The sequence below is a fragment of the Bacillus sp. SORGH_AS_0510 genome (assembly GCF_030818775.1).
GTDB lineage: Bacteria > Bacillota > Bacilli > Bacillales > Cytobacillaceae > Neobacillus.
The window spans coordinates 1,785,648-1,811,761 of the sequence record NZ_JAUTAU010000001.1; the positions used below are offsets into that span (position 1 = coordinate 1,785,648).

Genomic DNA, 26,114 nt, shown 5'->3' on the forward strand with positions numbered 1-26,114 from the left:
AAATACTTGTTTTTATAAGATTGTATGTTATATTTTTTAGGGTAAAAGATAATAAAAGATATAAAATGAAACTTATTTTTGGAGGAACATCATGCTGCATCAATTTTCCCGTAATGAGCTTGCCATTGGTAAAGAAGGCCTCGATATCATGAAAAATAGCACGGTTGCTGTTTTGGGAATCGGGGGTGTTGGTTCATTTGCTGCTGAAGCACTTGCTCGCTCTGGCGTTGGCCGTTTAGTTTTAATCGATAAGGATGATGTGGATATTACCAACGTTAATCGCCAGCTAATCGCTTTGCTGTCAACTGTCGGCAGACCTAAAGTAGAAATCATGCAGGAGCGTATTAAGGATATTAATCCCGATTGTGAAGTCATTGCCCTTAAAATGTTCTACACAGAGGAAACGTATGAAGATATTTTTAGCTACAACTTGGATTTTGTTGTAGATGCTTCTGATACGATTATGTATAAAATTCACTTAATGAAGGAATGCTTAAAACGAAATATTCCGATCATCTCAAGTATGGGTGCGGCCAATAAGATGGACCCAACGCGATTCCAAATTGCAGATATTTCCAAAACTCATACGGATCCAATCGCAAAGGTAATTCGTACGAAGCTTCGTAAGGAACGCATTCATAAAGGGATTCCAGTGGTATTTTCGGATGAAAGCCCAATTGTGGTTCGTGAGGATGTTGTTAAAGTGGTTGGTAAGGAAAATGCGCCGATTCGAAAGGCGAAAATGCCGCCTGCTTCCAATGCCTTCGTCCCATCCGCAGCCGGTCTCATCATGGCAAGCTATGTAGTACGTGAGTTATTGAAAGATATCAAAATTACACGTGTATCTGATGAAAAATAATTGAAATGTAGGCCCTAATTAATTTGGTTAGGGCTTTTTAGGTTGAATGTTCGTGCCCGATCCGTGCTCATAAGTTGTTTTGGGTAACGTAGAAAGGGTCTACGTGCCCGAACGCACGAGGAAAAGGCGGGATGGGTAACGTAAAACAAAATCTACTCAAAAAATAACCATCGTCCATATCCAGTTGCTGATAAATTCTCCATTAGTATACGTCTTAATAACTTTTTAGAATGAATCACGTGACACCACTCATGAATAAGAGTAGTTGTTATCTTTAATTCAGGAAATAGAAGTTTAAGCTCCTCTAAACTCCTTAAAACACCACTTACTACCTCTTCCTCATATCCACAATCTATACATACTAGTTTCTTATCATCTTTACAAATTAAAAAAGAATTAGATTCAGGACAAAGAATTCCTTTTTGCATTTGGTCATATCGATATGGTGGAAAACGGGAATAGGGGGATTTATCGAGATTAAAGTTTCTGCAAGTTCCCTGTGACTAGAAGTTAACTTTGAAGGAAGCTTGTTTAATTTCTTCATATAGGAATTGAGCTGAGAAAAATAAATAATTGGTTTGTTTAGAGGAGCCTGATATAAGGTGAACTCGGGGTTAATGAAGGAAACATTAACTTCGATTGGTATATTAAAACCAATATTTTTAAGTAACTGTTGTAATAGAGTTTTACTTCGCTTTAGTTGATCTAATGGATTCTGCACTATGTCCCTGGATAAAGTATAAAAACTATCATTTTCGTATAAATAGTTCCCCTCAATTTTTCACTTCAAAAGGAAAAATTATACTCTGAGAAATGGTTAACGTATCAATTTGGAAATTCGTATTATTAAAATCAATACATAAATCGTTTATAAAATACAAATCATTTTGTAGCTTACTAGTATGTTGGTCAAACATCAACTCTCCTTGATATCCTTTTTCAAGTCTTAAATAGTATTTTTGGTCTTTTGGAGACAAAGCTGTTCTCATGTAAAGTGACTTCAAAATGATAAGTTCATTCGACTTATACCTCGGTTTTAAGAGCATGATACACTTCCTTTCTTTTTTACACGTACAACCTTATTTTATAAAAAAATTCTAGAAATCCCTAAAATTGTGTGAAGGTTTTGTTAACGATTCACTAATACCACGAGTGAAAAGTTTAGGAAAATTCTTCTAAGATAATGTACACTATAATGGACGGCTTTTGAGAGGAGAGGGAAATTGGAAACAATCGTTGAATTAAAAGATGTAACCAAAGTAATTAAAGGAAGAACGATTATTGATAATATCAGCTTTAAAGTGATTAAAGGCGAAGTTTTCGGCTTCCTTGGCCCGAATGGTGCTGGGAAAACGACGACTATTCGGATGATTGTCGGCTTAATGGGGATCACTTCAGGAGATATCATCATCGGCGGTTCAAGCATCAAAACTGATTTTGAAAATGCCGTGGGACATGTAGGTGCCATCGTCGAAAATCCGGAAATGTATAAATTTTTAACTGGTTATCAAAATCTTGTCCACTATGCACGGATGGCAAAAGGGATTACCAAGGAAAAAATTGCTGAAACGGTAGAACTAGTTGGTTTATCGGAACGCATTCATGATAAGGTCAAAACCTATTCACTTGGTATGAGACAAAGATTAGGATTGGCTCAATGTCTTTTACATGATCCAGAGGTATTAATCCTGGATGAGCCTACGAATGGCTTAGATCCTGCAGGAATAAGAGAGATTCGGGACTATGTTCGTCAGTTGGCACGTGAAAAAAATATGGCAGTCATTGTTTCAAGCCACTTGCTATCTGAAATGGAAATGATGTGTGACCGAATTGGGATCATCCAAAACGGTCAGCTTATTGATGTTCAACTTGTTCAAGAGTTTGTCCAGAGCACAGAAACCACCTATGAGTTGGAAGTAGTGCCGAGTGATCATGCCCTGCTTATAGTACAAGAGCATTATCCAAGTATCCGGGCGACCCGCTCCAGAAATGGAATATCCGTAGAACTTTCTAAGGAAGAAATACCAAAGCTGGTCAAAGCTTTTGTCGCTGAAGACATACAGGTTTATGGCATTAAAGAAGTGGCTAAAACATTGGAAGATCGCTTCCTGGAAGTAACGTCTGAAAAGGAGGCGGTGTCTCGTGGGTAATTTAATCAAGAATGAATGGATGAAAATTTTTAGACGGCCTGGAACGTATGTGATGATTGCCATCCTGGTTATCTCCATAGCAGTGGTGGGAATGGTAACTAAGTATCAACAAAATGGAATGGATTTAACGGAAGATAAAAACTGGGAACAAGTATTACAAGAAGAAAACAATGCTTTAAAGCAACAAATGGAACAAAGTCAGTCAAAGATTGAAAAACAATTTTTCAAAAAAGAGATAGCTATTAATGATTATCGGATCAAGCATCATCTATCACCAAAAGAAAAATACTCTGTATGGTCATTCGTCAAAGATTCCTCACAGTTGATCGTCCTGGCTGGGTTATTCATTATTATTGTAGCGGCTGGAATCGTGGCCAGCGAGTTTAATTGGGGAACCATAAAGCTGTTATTAATCCGGCCCATTAACCGAACGAAAATTTTATTATCTAAATATTTAACCGTATTACTGTATGCTCTATTTATGCTGGGTATCCTCTTTGTTTTTTCTACCGTACTTGGCGGCATTTTGTTCGGTATGCCAGATAAAGCAGTTCCTTATTTAAATTATAGTAATGGTCAAGTTACTGAGCAAAATATCGTTGTCCATTTATTAATTTACTATGGTTTAAGTTCCATTGATACGATTATGCTAGTTACTATGGCATTTATGATTTCAACTGTTTTCCGCAATAGCTCTTTGGCCATCGGGCTATCGCTATTTTTATTATTTACAGGAGCGCAGCTTACCGTCCTGTTATCCATGAAATTTACGTGGGCAAAATACATACTGTTTGCGAATACTGATCTCATGCAGTATGTAGAAGGAACGCCGATGGTAGAAGGGATGACCATGTCATTTTCTATACTCATGCTCCTGATTTACTTTGCTCTATTTCAATTTCTCGCCTTTTTTGTCTTCAAAAAACGAGATGTTGCAGCCTAAAAAAGGTGTCAGGCACCCTAATCAATGGTGCCTGACACCTTTATTAATATTATAGAATGTTTATATTTCGGCTTTGAGAATTGTCCAGCTCCAGTGCCTAGCCCCTCGGGTCAAATAACCTTCGGCAATAAAAGTCAAAAGGCGGCCTTTTCTTGCCGAAGAACATCTGCCAGTCGGGGCTGACCAAGTCGCTTGCGCTTTTCTTACTATTTACGTGACAGTTTTTCATAGACCGTTGCGAGGGCCTGTTCAAATTTTCCGGTTTTCTTTGGCTGATAGTATTGTTTGTTTTTTATCCGGTTGGGTAAGTATTGCTGCGGCACCCAGCCATTTTCATAGTTGTGGGGAAATAAGTATTCAATTCCCCTGCCAAGCTCTTTGGCTCCCTTATAGTGTGCATCCTTTAGATGATCAGGGATTTCACCTACATTCCCTTTTCGAATATCTTCAAGGGCGTTATCAATGGCCAAAATAGCAGAGTTGGATTTAGGTGATAAGCATAGTTCAATAACGGCATTGGCAAGCGGAATGCGTGCCTCGGGAAAACCGAGTCGTTCTGCTGTTTCAATCGCTGCTAATGTCCGTGGTCCTGCTTGAGGATTAGCGAGTCCGATGTCCTCATACGCAATGACAATCAGTCTTCGGCTGATACTGACCAGGTCACCTGCTTCAATTAGCCTGCCCAGATAGTGCAACGCAGCATTGGCGTCACTACCACGAATGGATTTTTGAAAGGCGGACAAGACATCATAGTGCCCGTCTCCATCCTTATCCGCAGCGATACTTTTCTTTTGCAGACATTCCTCAGCTGTTTCCATATCAACCGTAATAATGCCGTTTTCATCCTCATCCGAAGACAGGACGGCTAATTCGAGTGCGTTTAAAGAGCTTCTGACATCCCCGTTCGATGCATTGGCGAAGTGCATTAATGCTTCGTCCGTAACACTCACCTTTAAATTACCCAGTCCGCGATCCGCGTCTTCGATTGCACGGAGCAAGGCCTGTTTTACCTCATCAGGGGTTAAAGGTTTTAGCTCGAAAATTTGACAGCGACTGCGAATCGCGGGATTGATTGCATGGTACGGGTTACTTGTAGTGGCCCCAATAAGTGTAATCATTCCGTTCTCTAAATAAGGAAGTAAAAAGTCTTGTTTTCCTTTATCCAGCCTGTGAACTTCATCTAAAAGAAGGATTACCTTTCCTGACATTTTCGCCTCGGCTGCGACTATTTCCATATCTTTTTTATTATTTGTTACTGCATTTAATGTTCGAAAGGCATATTTTGTACTGCCAGCGATGGCACTAGCTATCGAAGTTTTGCCAATTCCTGGTGGTCCGTATAGAATCATGGATGTAAGCTGTTTTGCTTTAACCATTCTAGCAATGATTTTTCCGTCACCAACCAAATGCTGCTGGCCTACGATTTCATCTATCGTTCTTGGCCTCATGCGAAAGGCCAATGGCTTTTGCTGCATAATCATCTCTCCAAAAGGGTTTCTTTTTAAACGTGCTTTTATTTAGGATTAGAACAGTAAAATTCGACTTTGAGAACTGTCCAGCTCCAACGCCTAGCCCCTCGGGTCAAATAACCTTCGGCAAGAAAAGTCAAAAGGCGGACTTTTCTTGCCTAAGAACATTTGCCTGTCGGGGCTGACCAAGGCGCTTCCGCTTTTCTTATACGATACCACTTTCTTGGGAAAAAAGCATATTAAAGAAGAATGTGTTATAATTTCTAATGCCTATCAATTTACTGTGGAATTACGGATTTAATTATATAGATTTCGAATAGAGGTGCTTAGTAGTGAAGATTTCTACAAAGGGAAGATATGGTCTTACAATTATGATTGAGCTTGCTAAAAAATATGGTGAAGGGCCGACGTCATTAAAAGCCATAGCGCAAGCAAATGATTTATCAGAGCATTATTTGGAGCAATTGATTGCTCCGTTACGTAATGCTGGTTTAGTTAAGAGTATAAGAGGAGCATATGGTGGCTATATCCTTACAAATGTTCCATCTAAAATTACTGCGGGAGATGTAATACGTGTTCTTGAGGGGCCGATTACACCCGTTGAGGGAATTGAAGATGAAGAGCCGGCAAAGCGAGAGCTATGGATTAGAATTAGAGATGCCATTAAAGGCGTACTAGACAATACTACATTAGAAGATTTGGCAAATCACAGCGAAGATAATGAAACAGAAGGTTATATGTTCTATATTTAAGGTGAAAAGTAAATACAAGAATTATTTTGATTGAAGGTGTAAGGATGGAACGAATTTATCTCGACCACGCAGCAACAACTCCCATGCATCCAAGAGTGATTGAAAAAATGGTCGATGTGATGAATCATACTTTTGGCAATCCCTCCAGCATTCATTCATTTGGAAGGGAAGCACGGCACCAAATCGATCTTGCCAGAGCAGGTCTGGCGCGCAGTATTGGTGCGAAGGAAAATGAAATTATTTTTACAAGCGGTGGAACAGAAGCCGATAACATGGCATTGTTTGGAGTAGCGGAAAGCTATCAGAATAAAGGGAAACACATAGTTACTACAGTAGTGGAACATCATGCAGTTCTTCATGCTTGTAAAAAGCTGGAGAAGATGGGCTATGAGGTAACCTATTTACCTGTGGATGAAACAGGTAGAATCTCAATCGACGAATTCCGAGTGGCATTGAGGGATGATACGATTTTAGTATCCATCATGTACGGTAATAATGAAATAGGTTCGATTCAACCTATTTCAGAAATTGGGGAGATAGTAAAGGACCACCAAGCAATCTTCCATACAGATGCAGTACAAGCTTATGGGATTGAAAATATCGACGTTAATGAAAAACATATTGATCTGCTATCCGTTTCTGCTCATAAGATTAATGGTCCTAAAGGAACAGGTTTTCTTTTTGCCCGCTCAGATATTAAACTTTCTCCTCGCTCTTTTGGCGGAGAGCAAGAAAGAAAACGACGAGCCGGCACAGAGAATGTTGCTTCCATTGTTGGTTTTCATGAAGCAGTGAAAATTGCTAGTGATGAAAGAGCGGCAAACATAGAAAAGTATGCCGGCTTTAAGGAAGCAATGTTAGGAAAATTGCGTGAACTAGATGTTGAGTTTCACGTGAACGGATTGCTTGATAATTCATTGCCACATGTATTAAACTTAAGCTTTCCGGGAACAAGTGTGGAAGCGATGCTAGTCAATCTCGATTTAGCAGGTATTGCTGTTTCGAGCGGTTCTGCATGTACAGCTGGTTCTATTGAACCATCTCATGTCCTGGTTGCCATGTTTGGTAAACAATCAGACCGTCTAATCAATTCCATCCGTTTTAGCTTTGGCATGAACATCACAACAGAGCAAGTGATAAAAGCCGCTGAAGAAACGGCAAGGGTTGTTTTACGTCTGAAAAAATAAATGTACAGTAGGAAGAAACGGTTAAAGAGAGGTGAATATGAAATGGAAAAAAGAGATCCTAAAGATATACGTGTCGTAGTAGGAATGTCAGGTGGAGTAGACTCCTCTGTAGCTGCTCTGCTCTTAAAGCAGCAAGGCTATGATGTGATCGGGATTTTTATGAAAAACTGGGATGACACGGACGAAAATGGTGTGTGTACGGCCACGGAAGATTACGAGGATGTGATCCGTGTATGTAATCAAATCGGCATCCCCTATTATGCTGTGAACTTTGAAAAACAATATTGGGATAAGGTATTCACCTATTTCCTTGAAGAATATAAAGCTGGTAGAACGCCAAATCCAGATGTCATGTGTAATAAAGAAATAAAATTCAAAGCGTTCCTTGAACATGCCATGAAATTAGGTGCGGATTATTTAGCTACTGGGCACTATGCAAGAGTAGAATTCCGTGATGGAGAGTATAAGATGCTTCGCGGTCTTGATGAAAATAAAGACCAAACGTATTTCTTGAACCAATTGTCACAGGAACAACTAAGTAAAGTCATGTTCCCTATTGGAAATCTGGAGAAATCTAGAGTGCGTGAAATTGCGAAGGAAGCAGAACTTGCTACAGCAACTAAGAAGGACAGCACAGGGATTTGCTTTATCGGGGAACGGAATTTTAAAGAATTCTTAGGTCAATATCTGCCTGCACAACCGGGAAACATGGAAACATTTGATGGTGAGGTTAAAGGGAAACATGAAGGTCTTATGTACCATACCATTGGTCAACGTCATGGGTTAGGTATTGGCGGTGCTGGTGAGCCTTGGTTTGCCATTGGAAAAGACCTAAAGAGAAATGTTCTATATGTTGGACAAGGCTTCCACAATGAAAAACTATATTCTAATTCCATTATTGCTACGAACGTTAGCTGGGTATCGAACAATGAAAAGCCGGCTGAATTCGAGTGCACAGCTAAGTTCCGCTATCGTCAGGAAGACCATAAGGTAACAGTTCGTTTACTAGACGGCGATCGCGCAGAGGTTATTTTCAAGGAGCCGATTCGTGCGATTACTCCTGGACAAGCTGCTGTTTTTTACGATGGTGACGAGTGCCTGGGCGGCGGTACCATTGACGAAGTGTATAAAAATGGTGAACGTTTAACATATGTAGGATAATCAGAACCCTGATTCCAAAAGGAGTCAGGGTTTTTTAATGTTTTTTTTACGAAATATGATATACTTTCCCTAAGATTGGAGCTGAATAAAATGGATAAAAACCAACTAGGTGTACAATACATGCAGGAAGGCAATTACGAAGAGGCAGCTAAAGCCTTCAACGCAGCAATTGAAGAAAATCCAGCGGACCCTGTTGCGTATATTAACTTTGGCAACGTTCTTTCAGCTGTTGGTGACGATGAAAAAGCAATTAAATTTTATCAAAAGGCACTTGAAATAGATGAAAATGCGGCAGCCGCATACTATAGTATCGGTAACATTCTATTCACACATGATCGTTTCGAAGAAGCGAAAAACATGTTTGAAACAGCTATGAAAAAGGGGCTGGAGTCTTCCGATAATTACTTTATGTTGGGCTTAACGCTTGTTCAATTAGATAAGAGCCGATTTGCCCTTCCTTATTTGCAAAGAAGTGTAGAACTAAATGAAGAGGATGCAGAAGCGAGGTTTCAATATGGACTTTGTCTCGCTCAATTAGAATTCATTGACGAGTCAATGGCCCAATTTGAAAAATGTATTGAACTCGATCCTAATCATTCCGATGCGTATTATAATTTAGGCGTTTCTTATGCCTTTAAGGATAATGCATCAAAAGCTCTTGAAATGTTTAACACAGCATTGGAGATACAACCAGACCATATGCTTGCTGGACATGCAAAAAAATTAATCGAAAATATGCAATAAATTTGTTCTTAACATCTGGAAGGGAGGGAGACTCGAATGGAAAAACAAGACGCGCTTGATTTATTTGAGGAGCAAGGAAAATTTGTAAAAGGAAGACCTATCGTAACGATTTTCCATAATGAACAGAATTTATATACAGTTTTACGGATTCGAGTGGATGAAACGAATCACCCATATGATGATAAAGAAGCAGTTGTTACAGGATATTTTCCAAAGGTGCATGAACAAGAGACATATATCTTTTACGGGGAATTTAAGGAACATCCGAAGTTTGGCTTACAATTTCTTACGAAGCATTTCAGGAAGGATATGCCTCAGACAAAACAAGGGGTTATTGCCTATTTATCAGGGGAAATGTTCAAAGGAATTGGAAAGAAAACTGCTGAAAACATTGTGGAGACCCTTGGAGAAAATGCTATTTCTAAAATCCTGAATCAACCGTCCTTATTAGATTCCATTCCAAAGCTCCCTCCTGATAAGGCAAAAACCCTTTATGATACACTCATGGAGCATCAGGGACTCGAACAAGTCATGGTAGCCTTAAACCAATATGGTTTTGGTCCACAGATTGCAATGCGTATCTACCAGACCTATAAAGAGGAGACACTTGGCATCATCCAAAAGAACCCTTATCAACTGGTGGAAGATATTGAGGGGATCGGTTTTGGCCGTGCCGATGAACTCGGCTATCAGCTTGGAATTACAGGCAGTCATCCCGATCGGATTAAAGCAGCTTGTTTGTATACGCTTGAAAATGAAAGCATGCAGACAGGTCATGTATACATACATGCAGAGCAGTTACTTGAACAAGTTAAACGCTTGTTAGAAGAAAATAAACGAGACCAAGTGGAGTTTATAGAAATATCCAATGAAGTCATCAAGCTTGAAGAAGAGGGAAAATTAATTGGTGAAGAAAAACGCATTTATTTACCTTCACTTTATTTTGCTGAAAAAGGTCTTGTCACTAACATCCACCGGATACTAAAGCAAACCGAATATAAGGATCAGTTTCCTGAATCGGAATTTTTGCTGGCATTGGGGGGCTTAGAGGACCGTCTTGGGGTTCAATATGCTCCAACCCAAAGAGAGGCAATTCAAACGGCATTAATGTCTCCTATGCTTATTTTAACGGGAGGACCTGGAACAGGGAAAACTACGGTTATCAAAGGAATTGTCGAACTATATGCAGAACTTCATGGCTGTTCCTTAGAGCCGAAGGATTACCATAAAAAAGGAGAACCCTTTCCTTTTTTGCTAGCAGCACCGACAGGTAGAGCAGCAAAACGAATGACTGAATCCACCGGACTTCCTGCTGTAACCATTCATCGGTTGCTAGGTCTAAATGGTTTAGAAGGAATTGACCATGAGGATACCCATTCGCTTGAAGGGAAAATATTAATCGTTGATGAAACATCCATGCTTGATATTTGGCTTGCGAATCAATTATTTAAAGCATTGCCAGATCATATTCAAGTCATTCTGGTGGGAGATGAGGATCAACTGCCGTCCGTTGGACCCGGGCAGGTATTAAAGGACTTGTTAGATTCTGAAAGAATTCCCACCGTTCGCTTAACTGATATTTATCGACAAGCAGAAGGGTCTTCCATCATAGAACTGGCACATGATATTAAAAAAGGTTACCTTCCGCCAGATGTCACACAGAAGCAGCCTGACCGTTCGTTTATCCGATGCTCGACTACACAGGTGGCACAAGTCGTGGAAAAGGTCGCACAAAATGCTAAAAACAAAGGATATACTGCTAAGGATATTCAGGTCTTGGCACCTATGTACAGAGGTCCTGCTGGGATTGACCGATTAAATGTCCTCCTTCAAGAGATTTTCAATCCTAACCCAGATGGCAAACGTAAAGAGATAACTTTTGGGGAAGTTAAGTATCGTATTGGGGATAAGGTCCTTCAATTGGTCAATCAACCTGAAAACAACGTTTTTAATGGCGATATCGGCGAAATCATTTCGATCATTTATGCCAAGGAAAACACGGAAAAACAAGACATGATTTATATTTCCTTTGAGGGAAATGAAGTGGAATATTCAAGGCAGGATTTGAATCAGATTACACATGCCTATTGTTGTTCTGTCCATAAGTCCCAGGGCAGTGAATTTCCGATTGTCATCCTTCCGGTAACGAGAAGCTACTACCGGATGCTGCGGAGAAATTTAATTTATACAGCAATTACTAGAAGTAAACAATCGCTAATTCTTTGCGGTGAAGAAGATGCATTAAGAATGGGTGTGGAAAGAGCGGATGAACTTTCAAGACAGACTACACTCCGTCATAAGCTCCAGGAAACGATCTTCGTTCAATCGATTGAGCGTAAAGAAAAAGATGTAACGAATGACTTATCCTATGAAGAAGAATTAATGCAAGTTAATCCAATGATCGGAATGGAAAACGTTTCACCTTATGATTTCATGATAAATGACTGAAACTATAAATGTTCACAGGAGGTGGGACACTCTTTGCGGACATTTTCTTTATTGAAAGGACAACCAGTCTTTGAAACCAATAGTGGGACAAAAATTGGTGAAATCAGTGACCTGTGTATCTCAAGCAATGGTATCGTCAGAGGCCTATTGGTTAAAAAGGGCGTTTTCTTCAAACAGTCATACTTCCTGGATATTCAAAAAGTAACTACCTTCGGCTGGGATGGGGTTATGATTGACGATAGCGAGTATCTCGAAAAGTTAAAAGATAATCCTGAATATACACTGACACATCAGCATTCTCTAAATGGGATGATGATGCTTTCTAAGAGCGGAGATTCTCTTGGTTTGTTAAAAGATGTATATTTTCAGGAAGAAATGGGCACAATCGTAGGGTATGAAATCACGGATGGCTTCTTTTCGGATATAACGGAAGGCAAACAAGTCATTCAATCCGGGAAGCCCGTAGCGATCGGAAAGGATGCCATTATCGTAGATGTAGATAATACGTGAGGTGTCTTTTCATGTTTAAGTGTCCGAATTGTCAAAGTAAGGATATAGGCAAAATTGGTATCAACCAATATTATTGCTGGAATTGCTTCATTGAGCTATCCGTTAACAAAGGTCTTATTAATACCCACCAAGTGGAGGAAGATGGTTCACTTAGTTCCTTGGACGATTTGTTTGAAGAAGAAGAGCGTCGTTACACCCTGTAAAATGTGATAAGAGGTGAAACGCATGAATAAGATGATGACGTCGATGATTGCTTTTGGTGCGGGGATGGCCGTATATAATATGGCACAACGAAACAATATGATGTCCACCCGCAATATGAAAAAAATACAAAAAAAAGTTAAACGAGCAATGTTCTAATGCTATGTAAATCCCCCTTGGTATTCCATGGGGGATTTTTGAATGGATGAATATTTCTATTCCATGTCTCTAACACTAACGTGAGGGAGGCTTGCTTGTGGATATTCGGATGAAATGGTTTTATCGGATGGGTTTTATACTCCTTTTATTAATTGTCTTTTATGTTTTTCTTAAAATTCGGTTTGTTTGGCTACCTGTTGTAAGGCTTGCTTTCTTAATTGTACTGCCCTTTATTGTTGCAGGGTTTATAACATATCTCTTACATCCAATTGTTGAAAAATTACATGAAAAAGGACTTCACCGGGGTTTGGCAATTTTTTTAATATATTTTATCTTTTTTGGTGGAATAGGATTTGCACTTTATAAGGGTATACCTGCGATGATTGACCAACTAAAAGACCTTTCTGAGAGTGCTCCTTTTTTTGCTGAGCAATACAGAAGCTGGATTGAACAACTTCAATCCCATACAAGGGCATGGCCTGATGGTCTTCAAACAAAAATAGATGATGGAATTGATAGCTTCGAAAAAAAGATGGATACCCTCTTAACCATCATTGTGAATGTTTTAATGAACTTCTTAAATTCTGCCCTTCTAATGATGATTATTCCGTTTATTGCCTTTTACATGTTAAAAGATTTTCCTTTAATGAAACGTACAGCATGGTACTTAACACCAAAAAAGTGGCGTAGAAAAGCGACTTTATTTTTAAGGGATGTCGACCAATCATTGGGGAGCTATATTAGAGGACAGCTTCTCGTATGTGTGATTATTGGAAGTGTATCTGCTCTCCTGTTTTGGGTATTTGATTTAAGATATCCTTTGTTATTAGGGCTCATATGTGGTGCTACCAATGTCATCCCCTATTTTGGGCCAATTATTGGAGCCGTTCCTGCGGTTATTATTGCGGCCACTATTTCCGTTAAGCTTGTCATTATTACGGTGGTCATTGTTTTTGGTCTTCAATTTCTAGAGGGGAATATTTTATCACCATATATAGTTGGAAAGAGCTTGCACATGCATCCCTTATTAATCATGATTGCACTGACAGCAGGTGGAGAGATAGGAGGAATATTAGGATTAATTTTGGCAGTCCCTGTCCTAGTGATATTGAAAGTGGGTATTATTCATACAAAAAATCACTTTATTTCGGGGAAAGCAAAATCTTCCTCCTAAATCACATGGTTCAATTGACAAACGTTTTCTTGGTGGATATAATTCGACATATAGAATAATGAAAATGTAGAAGGATCGAGTATGTTGTAGTCCATCTGTAACGCACAGTGCGCGGAAGAGAGGAGCTTTCATGGCTGAAAGAAGCTCTAGGTGAAGGATAACAGAACGCTAATCCGGAGTGCAGCTAACCACTGCCGTATACCTGCGTTAAGGGATTTTTGAGAGATGAGTACAGCTATTTTGTATTCATAATCAGGGTGGTACCGCGAGATATAAGCTCTCGTCCCTGTTAGGGATGAGGGCTTTTTTGTATGCTTTTTTAAGGTAATAATCCCTATCAGCCTAAATCCGCTTACGCTTTTTTAAAAAAAGGAGGTCTATTTTGATGAAAAATTTAACTGGTGCACAAATTCGTTCAATGTTTTTACAATTTTTCAAAGAAGAAAAAGGTCACACAGTTGAGCCAAGCGCATCGCTTGTTCCACATGATGATCCATCATTATTATGGATAAACAGTGGGGTAGCAACACTGAAAAAATATTTTGATGGTCGTGTGGTCCCTGAGAACCCAAGAATCACAAATGCACAAAAGTCTATCCGTACAAATGACATTGAGAATGTAGGGAAAACAGCCCGTCACCATACATTCTTTGAAATGCTTGGTAACTTTTCTATTGGAGAGTACTTTAAAGAGGAAGCAATTGAGTGGGCATGGGAATTCTTAACCGATAAAAAATGGATGGGATTTGACCCTGAACTATTATCAGTTACTGTGCATCCAGAAGATAATGAAGCATATGAAATTTGGAATAAAACAATTGGCGTTCCAGAAGAACGTATCATTCGATTGGAAGGGAATTTCTGGGATATTGGTGAGGGACCTAGTGGACCGAATACTGAGATTTTCTATGACCGTGGTCCAGAGTATGGAAATAACCCGAATGATCCAGAGCTATATCCAGGTGGAGAAAACGAGCGTTATCTAGAAGTTTGGAACTTAGTCTTTTCACAGTTTAATCATAATCCTGATGGTACATATACACCACTGCCAAAGAAAAATATTGATACAGGGATGGGACTAGAACGGATGGCATCTGTTGTTCAAAATGTTCCAACTAACTTTGACACAGATCTTTTTATCCCGATTATTCGTGCAACCGAAGAAATCTCTGGTGAAAAATATGGTGTAAATAAAGAAACAGATGTAGCCTTCAAGGTTATCGCTGACCATATTCGTACCGTTGCTTTCGCTGTCGGTGATGGCGCACTGCCATCCAATGAAGGACGTGGTTATGTACTTCGCCGTCTCCTTCGACGTGCAGTCCGCTATGCAAAGCAAATTAATATCAATCGCCCATTCATGTATGAACTTGTTCCAGTTGTTGGTGAAATCATGAATGACTTCTATCCAGAGGTCAAGGAAAAAACTGAGTTCATCCAAAAAGTGATTAAGAACGAAGAAGAACGATTCCACGAAACACTTCATGATGGTTTAGCTATCCTTGCTAGCGTAATCAAGAAAGAAAAAGAAAAGGGTAGTAACACTATCTCGGGTGCAGATGTTTTCCGTCTATATGATACGTACGGTTTCCCAGTTGAACTCACAGAGGAATATGCGGAAGAAGAAGGTATGAAGGTCGATCATGAAGGTTTTGAAGTAGAAATGGAACAGCAGCGAGAGCGTGCGCGTGCAGCTCGTCATGATGTTGATTCCATGCAAGTACAAAGCGGAGTTCTAAGAGATGTGAAAGTAGAAAGTCAGTTTGTAGGTTACGATCAGCTTGAAACAAGTTCTGTTGTGGCTGCTATTGTGAAAAATGGTGAATTAATTCAAGAAGCTTCAGCTGGTGAGGAAGTACAGGTCATTCTTAATGTAACTCCTTTTTATGCTGAGAGTGGTGGACAGATTGCTGACCACGGTGTGATGGAAGGCGAAGGGGTATCCTTATTTGTAAAAGATGTTCAAAAGGCACCGAATGGTCAAAACCTTCATCAAGTAGTGGTAAAGAGTGGCACACTCAAAACCAATCTGCAAGTGACTGCAAAGGTAGATGCAGACAATCGGGTTAAAATTATCAAAAACCATACAGCAACTCACTTGCTGCATCAAGCATTAAAAGATGTACTAGGCGAGCATGTTAACCAAGCAGGCTCTCTCGTTGAACCTGATCGTCTTCGCTTTGACTTCTCGCACTTTGGTCAAATTAAGCCTGATGAATTAGAGCAAATTGAAAAAATCGTCAATGAAAAAATTTGGAGAAACATCGAAGTGAATATTAGCTTAAAACCAATTGCCGAAGCAAAAGCAATGGGTGCTATGGCACTCTTCGGTGAAAAGTATGGTGAGATCGTTCGTGTTGTACAGGTAGGAGATTACAGCTTGGAACTATGCGGTGGCTGCCACGTTCCAAATACTTCTGTTATTGGATTATTCAAGATTGTTTCAGAAGGCGGAATCGGTGCTGGAACACGAAGAATTGAAGCTGTAACAGGTGAAGCTGCTTATAAATCACTGAATGAACAAGTGGGCTTATTGAAAGAAGCATCAGAAAAGTTAAAAGCTAATCCGAAGGATATCGTCACACGTATCGATAGTCTGATGAGCGAAATGAAACAGCTTCAACGTGAAAATGAGTCACTTGCAGCTAAACTTGGAAATATTGAAGCGGGTAACCTGGTTTCACTAGCAAAAGAAATTGATGGAGTAACTGTTTTAGTTGCGAAGGTGCAGGCTGCTGAAATGAATAACCTAAGAAATATGGCGGATGATTTAAGACAGAAACTTGGGTCAGTTGTATTAGTCTTAGGAAGTGCACACGAAGGAAAAGTGAACCTAATCGCAGCAGTTACAAAGGATTTAATTGAAAAAGGCTACCATGCTGGAAAGTTGATTAAAGAAGTTGCTTCACGCTGCGGTGGCGGTGGCGGTGGCCGTCCAGATATGGCTCAAGCAGGAGGAAAAGATCCAGAAAAGCTAGATTCTGCACTTCAATTCGTAGATGAATGGGTAAAATCGGTTTGATAATAGGACAAATTAGTGTAAAATGTAGGTAATAATACAATTCTCGTCTATAAGAAATGCGAGGTGCGTGAAATGAGTTCATTTGACAAAACGATGAGATTTAATTTTCCTGAAGAGCCCTTCGAACATGATGTAAATGACGTTCTTTTTCAAGTGTATGAGGCTTTGCAGGAAAAAGGATATAATCCGATCAATCAAATAGTCGGCTACCTATTATCAGGAGATCCAGCTTATATTCCACGACATCGAGATGCTCGTAATATTATCCGCAAGCTTGAACGTGACGAAATAATTGAGGAACTAGTCAAATCCTATCTTAAACAACAACGAGAGGTTAAGTAATGCGCGCAATGGGTTTAGACGTGGGCTCTAAGACAGTCGGTATTGCCATTAGTGATGAACTGGGGTGGACTGCACAGGGTCTAACAACCCTCAAAATCAATGAGGAAAGAGAACAGTTTGGTTTTGAGGAAATTGGTCAATTAATAAGAGAGTACCAAGTTGATACAGTTGTCATTGGGCTACCCAAGAATATGAATGGGACAATCGGACCACGCGGTGAAGCAAGTAAGCAATTTGCTAATGAAATAGAGAGCAGATTTGATGTGCAAACGGTACTATGGGACGAGCGTTTAACAACAATGGCGGCAGAACGTGTATTGCTTGAAGCAGATGTAAGTCGAAAAAAACGAAAGAAAGTTATCGATAAGATGGCTGCGGTGATGATTCTCCAAGGTTATCTCGATAGCAAAAACTAATGAGGTGAAAGAAATGACACACAATCATGAGCACGAAGAAGATCGTTTTATTACGTTAATAGATGAAAATGGTGACGAACAATTATTCGAAATCCTTTTCACTTTTGATTCTGATGAGTTTGAAAGATCATATGTTTTCTTCTATCCAGTAGGAGAAAATGAGGATGACGAAGAAGAAGTCGACATCCTAACATATGCGTATATCCCAACTGAAGATGGCGGTTTTGGAGAATTAATGGAAATCGAATCAGAAGAAGAATGGGATATGGTTGAAGAAGTGTTTAACACATTCAACGAGGAAGAAGAAGAATAAGATAGACCAAAGAACCAGCCAACAATTATTGGCCGGTTCTTTTTTTAATTTTTCTCCAGATAATTCTGACAAATTTATTGATAAATTGACATTTTTCTTACTATATGCTGAAATTATTACGAAAGGGGGAAAAGAATGACAACCGATGAAAAAGACCCGAAGAAAAATTTAATACGGGATAAAATGCTCGAACACCATCAGGAAGCCAAAGTTGTGAGAAAGATTGTCTCGATTATTTCAATTTTAGTGCTATTATTAATTGTTATAATTGGCGGTGGAGGATATCTATACATACAGTCAGCATTAAAACCCGTTGACCCAGATAGTAAGAAACAAAAGACAGTTGAAATTCCAATTGGTTCGTCCGTCACTGGAATTGGAGAAAAGCTAGAATCAAAAGGAATCATTAAAAATGCAAAGGTTTTTAAGTATTATGTAAAACTTAAAAATGAAGGCGGCTTTATGGCAGGAGAGTACCAGCTTAGTCCCTCCATGGATGTAGCTGAAATTGTCAGCCGTTTAAAGACCGGTAAGGTTCTCGCTGAAGCAAGCTTTAAAATCACTGTTCCAGAAGGGAAGCAGCTAACCGAAATTGCAGCCATTATGGCGAAGGCAACCAATCAAAAGGAAGACGATATTCTTACAAAACTAAATGATAAAGAATTTATCAAAATGTTAATGGAGAAATACCCTGATTTATTAACAAATGAGATTCTGGATACGAAAATAAAGTATCCGCTTGAAGGATATTTATTTCCTGCTACGTATCCTTTCTATAAACCAAACCCTTCTGTAGAAGAAATGGTTACAGCAATGTTGGATAAAACTAGAACGATTCTCTCTTCCTATTCAGACCAGAGTGAGGAAAAGAAGTTATCGGTTCACAAACTGCTAACCATGGCCTCTTTAATCGAAGAGGAAGCTACTGAAAAGGCAGATAGAAAAAAAATATCTAGCGTATTTTATAACCGAATTGATAAGGGTATGAAATTACAAACGGATCCAACAGTTTTATATGCACAAGGGAAACACAAAGAGAGAGTCGTTTATCAGGATTTAGAGGTGAATTCTCCTTATAATACGTACAAGCATACAGGACTCCCGCCTGGTCCGATAGCAAGTGCAGGAAAAATGTCCATTGAAGCGGCACTGGAGCCGGAAAAAACAGACTTTTATTATTTCTTAGCTGCCGAGGATGGAACCATATATTATTCAAAATCATTAGAAGAACATAATCAATTAAAGGCGAAGTATATTTCCAATAAAAAATAATGAACTATTTTTGGGGGAAGCATTAGCATTCCCCCTGCATTTGTGATAAAATAGTTCAAGTGTTTTAATACGTAATCTATAGCGTAACTCACAGTAAGGTAATTGTGGCATCATTGCCTTAAAGACGTCCTAGGTCGAATGTACCAGTTTTAGACGTATGTCCTGTGAACGCTATTTTTTCATGTCTAAAGAGCATTAAATATAGATAAACTAAAAGTATTTTTTACAGACTGCTTTTTAAGAGAGGTGACGCAGCTTGTTAGATGAGAAGCTGCATTCATATATTGAAGGTCTTATACCAGAGCGTAACCCGTTGTTAGCTGAAATGGAATCCTTTGCTCGTGAACATAATGTTCCCATCATGGAGCTTGAGGGAATTGAAACCATGCTACAATTACTTCGAATTCAAGGCACAAAAAAAATTCTTGAGGTAGGGACAGCAATTGGATATTCAGCCATGAGAATGGCAGAAGCACTTCCTGAAGCTCATATTGTGACGATTGAGCGAGATGATGAAAGAGCTCAATTAGCAGTCGAATTTATAAAGCGTTCATCCTTCGGAAGTCGGATTACCTTAATAAAAGGCGATGCTTTGGAGGTTGAAGAACAGATTAGTGGACATGCTTCATTTGATGCGATTTTTATCGATGCAGCAAAAGGGCAATACAAAAGGTTTTTTGAAATGTATTCAAACTATCTTAATCCTGATGGAATGATTATTACAGATAATGTCTTGTTTAAGGGATTGGTAGCTGAGACAGCAATTGAGTCAAAAAGGATCAGAAATCTTGTGAAAAAGATTGACGATTTTAACAACTGGTTAATGAACCATCCAGATTATGTTTCCGTTATTCTTCCTGTGGGAGACGGGGTTGCCATTAGCAAAAGAAGAGGTGATAGCAAATGAAAAAACCAGAATTGCTTGTAACACCATTGACTGTTAACGATATATTGCCCTTAGCAGAAGCGGGTGCAGATGCGTTTGTAGTAGGTGAACAACGATATGGATTAAGACTTGCTGGAGAATTTAATCGGGAAGATGTTAAAAAGGCAATTGAACTTGCTCACAGCAAAGGTAAAAAAGTATATGTAGCCATGAACTCGATTCTTCACAATGAAAAAATTGATGAATTGAGTGAGTATATAAAATTTGTTGCAGACGCCAATGCGGATGCGATTATTTTTGGTGACCCTGCTGTCTTAATGACAGTAAAAGAAGTAGCTCCGGATATGAAGCTTCATTGGGGAACGGAAACTACTGGTACGAACTGGTATACCTGCAATTATTGGGGAAGAAAAGGGGCAAAACGGGCGATCCTAGCACGTGAGATTAACATGGATGCCATTGTTGAAACAAAAGAAAATGCAGAGGTCGAAATTGAAGTGCAGGTTCATGGAATGAGCTGTATGTTCCAGTCCAAGCGTTCCCTTCTCGGTAATTACTATGAATACCAAGGAAAAGTCATGGAAATTGAAAACCGCAAGATGGAAAAAAATATGTTCTTGCATGATAAAGAACGTGGAAACAAATATCCAATCTTCGAAGATGAGAATGGGACTCATATTATGAGCCCAAATGATATTTGTATCATTGATGAGCTTCAAGAGATGATTGAAGCCGGTGTAGATTCTTTTAAAATCGACGGCATCTTAAAAAGCCCGGAATATATTCATGCAGTTACAAAAGCATATCGTGAGGCAATTGATTTACTCGTAGAAGATGCTGATGCATATGAGGATAAAAAAGACGAGTTATTAGCTGCGATCGAAGAAATCCAACCAGCTAACCGTCCATTGGACACAGGATTCTATTTTAAAGAGACAGTTTATTAAGGGAGGAGTTCCGCTGTGAATACAGTTAAAGATAAGATTTCTGAAATTATCGATGGAAAACGTGTCATTGTGAAGAAGCCAGAACTCCTAGCTCCTGCCGGAAATCTTGAAAAATTAAAGATTGCCGTACAATATGGTGCCGATGCGGTATTTATCGGAGGTCAAGAGTATGGTCTTCGTTCTAACGCTGATAACTTTACCTTTGAAGAAATGAAGGAAGGCGTTGAGTTCGCTAAGCGTTTTGGTGCTAAAATTTATGTTACAACTAACATTTTTGCACATAACGAAAATATTGATGGTTTAGAGGAATATATTCTAAGCTTAAAAGAGACAGGAATTGCAGGGATAATTGTTGCAGACCCGCTTATTATTGAAACGTGTCAGCGTCTTGCTCCTGAAATTGAGATTCATATAAGCACACAGCAGTCACTTTCAAACTGGAAAGCTGCACAGTTTTGGAAAGAGGCTGGAGCAGAACGTGTGGTTTTAGCGCGTGAGGTAGGCGCTGAGGAAATTAGAGAAATGAAGGAAAAGGTCGATGTTGAAATTGAAACCTTTATCCATGGTGCTATGTGTATTGCTTATTCCGGTCGTTGTACCTTAAGTAATCATATGACTGCTAGAGATTCAAATCGTGGTGGTTGCTGTCAATCATGTCGCTGGGATTATGACCTTTATCAGTTAGAGGGAAGTAATCAGGAAGCACCTCTTTTTGAGGAAGGCGATGCTCCATTTGCCATGAGCCCGAAGGATTTAAACTTAATTCAAGCGATTCCACAAATGATCGAGCTAGGTATTGATAGCTTGAAAATTGAAGGCCGTATGAAATCTATTCACTACATTGCAACAGTAGTTAGTGTTTATCGAAAAGTGATTGATGCTTACTGTGCGGACCCTGAGAACTTTGTTATTAAGAGAGAATGGCTTGAGGAACTGGACAAATGTGCGAACCGTGAAACAGCACCTGCGTTTTTTGAAGGTGTTCCAGGGTATAAAGAGCAAATGTTTGGTAATCATAGCAAGAAGACAAAGTTTGATTTTGTGGGTCTAGTGTTAGATTATAATGCAGATACACAAATCGTTACATTGCAACAAAGAAATCACTTTAAACCAGGGGATGAAGTAGAGTTCTTCGGACCCGAAATTCAAAATTTTACTCATGTTATTGAAAAAATTTGGGATGAAAAAGGGAATGAATTGGATGCTGCTAGACATCCGCTTCAAATTGTACAATTTAAATTGGACAAACCGGTATACCCTAACAACATGATGCGAAAGGAGAACTAGCATGATGCGCAAGCCAGTTGTTATTGGTGTAACCGGCGGCTCCGGCTCCGGAAAGACCAGTGTAACAAAAGCCATTTATGAAAGTTTAAAAGATCATTCCATTTTAGTACTTGAACAGGATTATTATTATAAGGATCAGAGTGACCTGCCATTTGAAGAGCGATTAAAGACAAATTATGATCACCCTCTTGCTTTTGACAATGATTTACTCATTGAACATATTGAAAAACTTTTAAGATATGAACCGATTGAAAAGCCTGTTTATGATTATGCAATCCATACCCGTTCAGAGAAAGTCATTCCTGTTGAGCCTAAAGATGTAATTATTCTCGAAGGAATCCTTGTCCTTGAGGACGAGCGTCTACGCGATTTAATGGATATTAAATTATACGTGGACACAGATGCTGATTTACGGATTATCCGTCGTATGACACGTGATATAAGTGAGCGTGGACGTACTTTTGATTCTGTTGTAAATCAGTACCTAAATGTGGTTCGACCTATGCATAACCAGTTTATTGAGCCAACTAAACGTTATGCGGATGTAATCATACCAGAAGGCGGCCAAAACTATGTTGCCATCGATATAATGGTAACAAAAATTCAAACAATTCTTGAACAAAAGACGATTTTATGAAACAATAGCAAAAGAACTATCTAAAAATCCGTTTGGATAAATATCTTTAATGCGCGCCCTTTTCAATAAGGACGCGCTACTATGTATTATGCGAGTGGCATAATATCTACATACATTACATACACAATTCTAATGGGGGATTGTGAAGACTAGAAGGAGTGAGGGTTTTGGCTACAGAAAAAGTATTTCCAATGACACAAGCAGGTAAAGATAAGCTTGTACAAGAAGTTGAGTATTTAAAATCAGTTAAACGTAAAGAAGTTGTAGAAAGAATTAAAATCGCAAGAAGCTTTGGTGATCTATCTGAAAACTCTGAGTATGATTCTGCGAAAGAAGAGCAGGCATTTGTTGAAGGTAGAATTACAACTTTAGAAAATATGATTCGCAACGCTAAAATTATCGCAGAAGGTGAAATGGCAAGCGATTCAGTGACATTAGGAAGCTCTGTTACTTTTGTCGAACTACCTGATGGTGAAGAAGAAACTTATACAATCGTCGGAAGCGCTGAGGCAGACCCGTTTGAAGGAAAGATTTCTAACGATTCTCCGATTGCAAAAAGCTTGATTGGTAAGAAGGTTGGCGACCAAGTGTCTGTTCAAACTCCTGGCGGCGAAATGAATGTTCGCATTGTATCAATTAAATAATGTTTGAAATGTCTAAACCTCGTCAAAACTTTTGACGAGGTGTTTTTTATGTGGAGAAAACGAGCAATTGGCTGGCTCATAATTTGTATAACAGGCCTTGTGCTTCTTTTAGTACGTTTAATGCAAATCCAATTAATTGAGACAGAGACCTTTTCTAAGCATAATGTAAATTTGCTTGAAGAGAGTGTTAATCAAAGAACGCAGGAGCTAGTGATTGATAATGGCAGAGGAAATTTTCTTGACCGAAACGGCACGATGCTTACACATAAAAAAGTGTCAGTACTCGTTTTATTCCCATTTCTTAAAAAGACCGATTGGCAAGTAGATAAGGTTGCTGAAATATCAGGTATACCTGTTAATGGATTAAAGTTTGCTGTGGAAGGTGCGAAAAAACCCTTTGCTTACGGAGACCCTGATCCCATTGAACTGACATCCTCGCAAATGAAGAGTATTAATGAGTTAAAGATACCGGGAGTTTTTGCAATAGAGAAGAAGTTTGAGCGTTCTGCTATTCCAGCTGAGCAATTAATAGGACTAACTGGTGAGAATGCAAGGGAATTGAAGAAACGTTATCCCGATAAGGAACTATCGGAAAAGACACTGCTCGGCGTATCAGGCCTTGAAGAGAGCTTTGATGAATTTCTCCTGCCTGAAGGGAAATCCAAGCTTGTCTACCATGTGGATGGAGGAGGAGCCCCGCTTTTTGGAATAAACGTTAAATATGTTGATCCAGCTAATCCTTTTTATCCAGTTAATATTCGGACCACGATTGATAAAAACATCCAACAAAAAGCGGAGGAATTAGCTGATCGATACCAAATAAAAAAGGGTGGGCTAGTCCTTTTGAATATTGAGGATAATAGTATATTGGCCATGGTGTCACGGCCCACTATCAATAAAAATGACCCTTATAATGGTGCCGGAATAACGAACTTAATGCTTAAACAGCAAATTATGGGGTCTGTTTTTAAAACGGTGGTTGCAGCAGCGGCTATGGACCAAAATTTAGATGATCCATCCCGATTGTTTGACTGTAGTAAAAAAATTAATGGTAAACCAGAATTAAAATATAATTATGGCATGTTGAATTTCACAACAAGCTTTGCAAGAAGTTGTAACCGCACGTTCGGGGAACTGGCAAAGGAATTGCAAAAAAAGGATAGTCATATACTTGAGAACTATGCTGAGAAGTTGTCTCTGACTGGGTTAGTTGGTTGGCAGGGGGAAGTGTACCATACTAGTGACTTCAAGCAGCTTCCTGATGAAGACAAAGGAAGGGTATTTGTATCTGATGCAGCAAGAAAAGACCCAAACTATATTGCGATGTCAGGTATCGGACAGCACGAGGTTCGAGCTACTCCATTAGCTGTAGCGAATATGATGGCCACGATTGCCAGAGGCGGCAAAAAGGAAATGGTAAGGGCAGTCTCAAAAGTAGAATACAAAAATGGGACAACCATGATTGATTTCAAAGAGCAGAACTTAAAGGAAGACTCGATCTCCCCTTATACAGCAATGAAACTACAAAAATTACTACGTGAAGTGGTTATTAATCCAAATGGGACAGGGAGATGGTTTAAAGACCTTCCTTATGAAGTAGCAGGGAAATCCGGTACTGCTGAAACGGGAAAATATAATGATGGGAAGCAATTACATAATAAATGGTTTGCTGGTTACTTCCCATTTCAAAATCCCAAATATGCGTTGGTAGCAGTCAATTTGGACGTAACCGACTCAGAAGGCGGCGTTAATTTACTATTTGCAGATATGGTAAAAGAGATCTATGAAAAAGATACTAGAAAAGAGTAGTCTAACTATTATCCCTTCATGTTCTGTTAAAATCATGTTAGAATATTGAGAGCCTTTATTTTTTAGGAGGAAATATAATGACGAATGATTTTAATTCTAACTCGCGTTCAGGTAACCGGGCGAAAAGGAAAAAAACCAATCTTGTCTTAAATAGTTTAATCATCATAGTACTCTTACTTATTATATTTGTTGCTTACAATATCTTTGCCTCAGGGAATGACAATGCTACTCCGAAGAAAGAAAGTCCAAAAACGGAGCACAAAGAAACAAAGCATGATGATACACAAGCTGAGAAGAAAGAGAGTAATAAGAAAGAGGATGAAAGTTCTTCTGAAGCCGTGCAGGAGGATGAACAACAAAGTGAGGAGGCTGCAGCTACTGAACAGCCAGATGAATCACAGGCAGTGGTTACTGAAGGTGGAAGTTCCTCTAATGTGTTAAAGACAATTGAAAATCCAAGCTGGAAGCCTGTAGGAACTACACAAACGGGAGAACATACATCTGTTTATGATACAAATTCTGTCGATTGGCAGGAAATGCTTCAAGCAGTCTCATATGCAACGGGGTTAGATGGCAGTAACATGACAGTGTACTGGCTAGGGAGAGACAAATCGACACAAAATGGCTCGTTTGCTACTGTTGCTTCAAAAGATAAGCAACAAAAATATAATGTATATCTTCAATGGGTGGACGGCGAAGGTTGGATGCCAACAAGAGTCGAAGAACTAGCTGAAATTGTGAAATAACCATATCAAAGGAGTCTGACTCTATAAGTCAGACTC

General features: G+C 39.2%; 27 protein-coding genes. 25 read left to right on the forward strand and 2 right to left on the reverse strand.

Features of this window, described 5'->3' with window-relative positions; all coding sequences use genetic code 11:
* The first annotated feature begins 91 nt into the window (after positions 1 to 91).
* Positions 92 to 859: a tRNA threonylcarbamoyladenosine dehydratase gene (locus tag QE429_RS08990; protein WP_307286538.1), complete on the forward strand. Its 768-nt coding sequence runs from the start codon at positions 92 to 94 to the stop codon at positions 857 to 859.
* Positions 860 to 1,632: 773 nt separating this feature from the next.
* Here QE429_RS08990 and QE429_RS08995 read toward each other — a convergent pair.
* A complete protein-coding gene (locus QE429_RS08995) occupies positions 1,633 to 1,848 on the reverse strand; it encodes a nuclease-related domain-containing protein (RefSeq protein ID WP_307286540.1) in 216 nt (71 codons plus the stop codon).
* Between the two features lie 234 nt (positions 1,849 to 2,082).
* Between QE429_RS08995 and QE429_RS09000 the strand changes: the two genes are divergently transcribed.
* Both QE429_RS09000 and QE429_RS09005 read left to right on the forward strand, forming a co-directional pair.
* The gene (locus QE429_RS09000; RefSeq protein ID WP_307286542.1) at positions 2,083 to 3,009 is read left to right on the forward strand and encodes an ABC transporter ATP-binding protein; all 927 of its coding nucleotides are present in this window, start codon (positions 2,083 to 2,085) and stop codon (positions 3,007 to 3,009) included.
* Positions 3,002 to 3,952: an ABC transporter permease gene (locus tag QE429_RS09005; protein ID WP_307286543.1), complete on the forward strand. Its 951-nt coding sequence runs from the start codon at positions 3,002 to 3,004 to the stop codon at positions 3,950 to 3,952. Before QE429_RS09000 ends, QE429_RS09005 begins: the two co-directional genes overlap by 8 nt.
* A 206-nt stretch (positions 3,953 to 4,158) precedes the next feature.
* Here QE429_RS09005 and QE429_RS09010 read toward each other — a convergent pair whose 3' ends face one another.
* Complete coding sequence (locus tag QE429_RS09010; protein WP_307286546.1) at positions 4,159 to 5,427, reverse strand: replication-associated recombination protein A; 1,269 nt, start codon at positions 5,425 to 5,427, stop codon at positions 4,159 to 4,161.
* Positions 5,428 to 5,575: 148 nt separating this feature from the next.
* Here QE429_RS09010 and QE429_RS09015 point away from each other — a divergent pair, with 148 nt between their 5' ends.
* The 22 genes from QE429_RS09015 to QE429_RS09120 all read left to right on the forward strand — a co-directional run bounded on the left by QE429_RS09015 (position 5,576) and on the right by QE429_RS09120 (position 26,078).
* Complete coding sequence (locus QE429_RS09015; protein WP_307286548.1) at positions 5,576 to 5,722, forward strand: hypothetical protein; 147 nt, start codon at positions 5,576 to 5,578, stop codon at positions 5,720 to 5,722.
* Positions 5,723 to 5,753: 31 nt separating this feature from the next.
* Positions 5,754 to 6,173 (forward strand): cysteine metabolism transcriptional regulator CymR, encoded by a 420-nt coding sequence (cymR, locus tag QE429_RS09020; protein ID WP_307286550.1) that lies wholly within the window; start codon positions 5,754 to 5,756, stop codon positions 6,171 to 6,173.
* A gap of 44 nt (positions 6,174 to 6,217) precedes the next feature.
* Positions 6,218 to 7,360, forward strand: coding sequence for a cysteine desulfurase family protein (locus tag QE429_RS09025; protein ID WP_307286553.1), 1,143 nt, complete (start codon positions 6,218 to 6,220; stop codon positions 7,358 to 7,360).
* Between the two features lie 42 nt (positions 7,361 to 7,402).
* Positions 7,403 to 8,521 carry a tRNA 2-thiouridine(34) synthase MnmA gene (gene mnmA / locus QE429_RS09030; protein WP_307286556.1) on the forward strand — a complete coding sequence of 373 codons (1,119 nt, stop codon included), beginning with the start codon at positions 7,403 to 7,405 and terminating at the stop codon, positions 8,519 to 8,521.
* 90 nt (positions 8,522 to 8,611) lie between these two features.
* Positions 8,612 to 9,265 (forward strand): tetratricopeptide repeat protein, encoded by a 654-nt coding sequence (locus tag QE429_RS09035; protein WP_307286558.1) that lies wholly within the window; start codon positions 8,612 to 8,614, stop codon positions 9,263 to 9,265.
* Positions 9,266 to 9,301: 36 nt separating this feature from the next.
* Positions 9,302 to 11,713, forward strand: coding sequence for an SF1B family DNA helicase RecD2 (recD2, locus tag QE429_RS09040; RefSeq protein WP_307286560.1), 2,412 nt, complete (start codon positions 9,302 to 9,304; stop codon positions 11,711 to 11,713).
* A gap of 33 nt (positions 11,714 to 11,746) precedes the next feature.
* Positions 11,747 to 12,223: a PRC-barrel domain-containing protein gene (locus QE429_RS09045; protein ID WP_307286564.1), complete on the forward strand. Its 477-nt coding sequence runs from the start codon at positions 11,747 to 11,749 to the stop codon at positions 12,221 to 12,223.
* Positions 12,224 to 12,234: 11 nt separating this feature from the next.
* Positions 12,235 to 12,426, forward strand: a complete 192-nt coding sequence (locus QE429_RS09050) for a hypothetical protein (protein ID WP_307286567.1) — start codon at positions 12,235 to 12,237, stop codon at positions 12,424 to 12,426.
* A gap of 22 nt (positions 12,427 to 12,448) precedes the next feature.
* On the forward strand, positions 12,449 to 12,583 hold the full coding sequence (locus QE429_RS09055; protein ID WP_307286570.1) for a YrzQ family protein: 135 nt from the start codon (positions 12,449 to 12,451) through the stop codon (positions 12,581 to 12,583).
* Between the two features lie 97 nt (positions 12,584 to 12,680).
* On the forward strand, positions 12,681 to 13,757 hold the full coding sequence (locus tag QE429_RS09060; RefSeq protein ID WP_307286572.1) for an AI-2E family transporter: 1,077 nt from the start codon (positions 12,681 to 12,683) through the stop codon (positions 13,755 to 13,757).
* 385 nt (positions 13,758 to 14,142) lie between these two features.
* Positions 14,143 to 16,779 (forward strand): alanine--tRNA ligase, encoded by a 2,637-nt coding sequence (alaS, locus tag QE429_RS09065; RefSeq protein ID WP_307286574.1) that lies wholly within the window; start codon positions 14,143 to 14,145, stop codon positions 16,777 to 16,779.
* 72 nt (positions 16,780 to 16,851) lie between these two features.
* The gene (locus QE429_RS09070; RefSeq protein WP_307286577.1) at positions 16,852 to 17,121 is read left to right on the forward strand and encodes an IreB family regulatory phosphoprotein; all 270 of its coding nucleotides are present in this window, start codon (positions 16,852 to 16,854) and stop codon (positions 17,119 to 17,121) included.
* The gene (gene ruvX / locus QE429_RS09075) at positions 17,121 to 17,537 is read left to right on the forward strand and encodes a Holliday junction resolvase RuvX (protein WP_307286578.1); all 417 of its coding nucleotides are present in this window, start codon (positions 17,121 to 17,123) and stop codon (positions 17,535 to 17,537) included. Before QE429_RS09070 ends, ruvX begins: the two co-directional genes overlap by 1 nt.
* Before the next feature lie 13 nt (positions 17,538 to 17,550).
* Positions 17,551 to 17,850, forward strand: a complete 300-nt coding sequence (locus QE429_RS09080) for a DUF1292 domain-containing protein (RefSeq protein WP_307286581.1) — start codon at positions 17,551 to 17,553, stop codon at positions 17,848 to 17,850.
* A 135-nt stretch (positions 17,851 to 17,985) separates the two neighbouring features.
* On the forward strand, positions 17,986 to 19,122 hold the full coding sequence (gene mltG, locus QE429_RS09085; RefSeq protein WP_307286583.1) for an endolytic transglycosylase MltG: 1,137 nt from the start codon (positions 17,986 to 17,988) through the stop codon (positions 19,120 to 19,122).
* 256 nt (positions 19,123 to 19,378) lie between these two features.
* Positions 19,379 to 20,029 carry an O-methyltransferase gene (locus tag QE429_RS09090; RefSeq protein ID WP_307286586.1) on the forward strand — a complete coding sequence of 217 codons (651 nt, stop codon included), beginning with the start codon at positions 19,379 to 19,381 and terminating at the stop codon, positions 20,027 to 20,029.
* Positions 20,026 to 20,955: a peptidase U32 family protein gene (locus QE429_RS09095; RefSeq protein ID WP_307286588.1), complete on the forward strand. Its 930-nt coding sequence runs from the start codon at positions 20,026 to 20,028 to the stop codon at positions 20,953 to 20,955. The genes QE429_RS09090 and QE429_RS09095 overlap by 4 nt, the downstream gene beginning before the upstream one ends.
* A gap of 15 nt (positions 20,956 to 20,970) precedes the next feature.
* On the forward strand, positions 20,971 to 22,242 hold the full coding sequence (locus QE429_RS09100; protein WP_307286590.1) for a peptidase U32 family protein: 1,272 nt from the start codon (positions 20,971 to 20,973) through the stop codon (positions 22,240 to 22,242).
* A 1-nt stretch (position 22,243) separates the two neighbouring features.
* Positions 22,244 to 22,879 (forward strand): uridine kinase, encoded by a 636-nt coding sequence (gene udk / locus QE429_RS09105; protein WP_307286593.1) that lies wholly within the window; start codon positions 22,244 to 22,246, stop codon positions 22,877 to 22,879.
* Between the two features lie 167 nt (positions 22,880 to 23,046).
* Entirely contained in the window at positions 23,047 to 23,523 is a 477-nt protein-coding gene (gene greA, locus QE429_RS09110) for a transcription elongation factor GreA (RefSeq protein WP_307286595.1), read from the forward strand.
* 48 nt (positions 23,524 to 23,571) lie between these two features.
* A complete protein-coding gene (locus QE429_RS09115; protein ID WP_307286599.1) occupies positions 23,572 to 25,332 on the forward strand; it encodes a peptidoglycan D,D-transpeptidase FtsI family protein in 1,761 nt (586 codons plus the stop codon).
* Positions 25,333 to 25,409: 77 nt separating this feature from the next.
* The gene (locus QE429_RS09120; RefSeq protein ID WP_307286601.1) at positions 25,410 to 26,078 is read left to right on the forward strand and encodes a YrrS family protein; all 669 of its coding nucleotides are present in this window, start codon (positions 25,410 to 25,412) and stop codon (positions 26,076 to 26,078) included.
* The last annotated feature ends 36 nt before the right edge of the window (positions 26,079 to 26,114 follow it).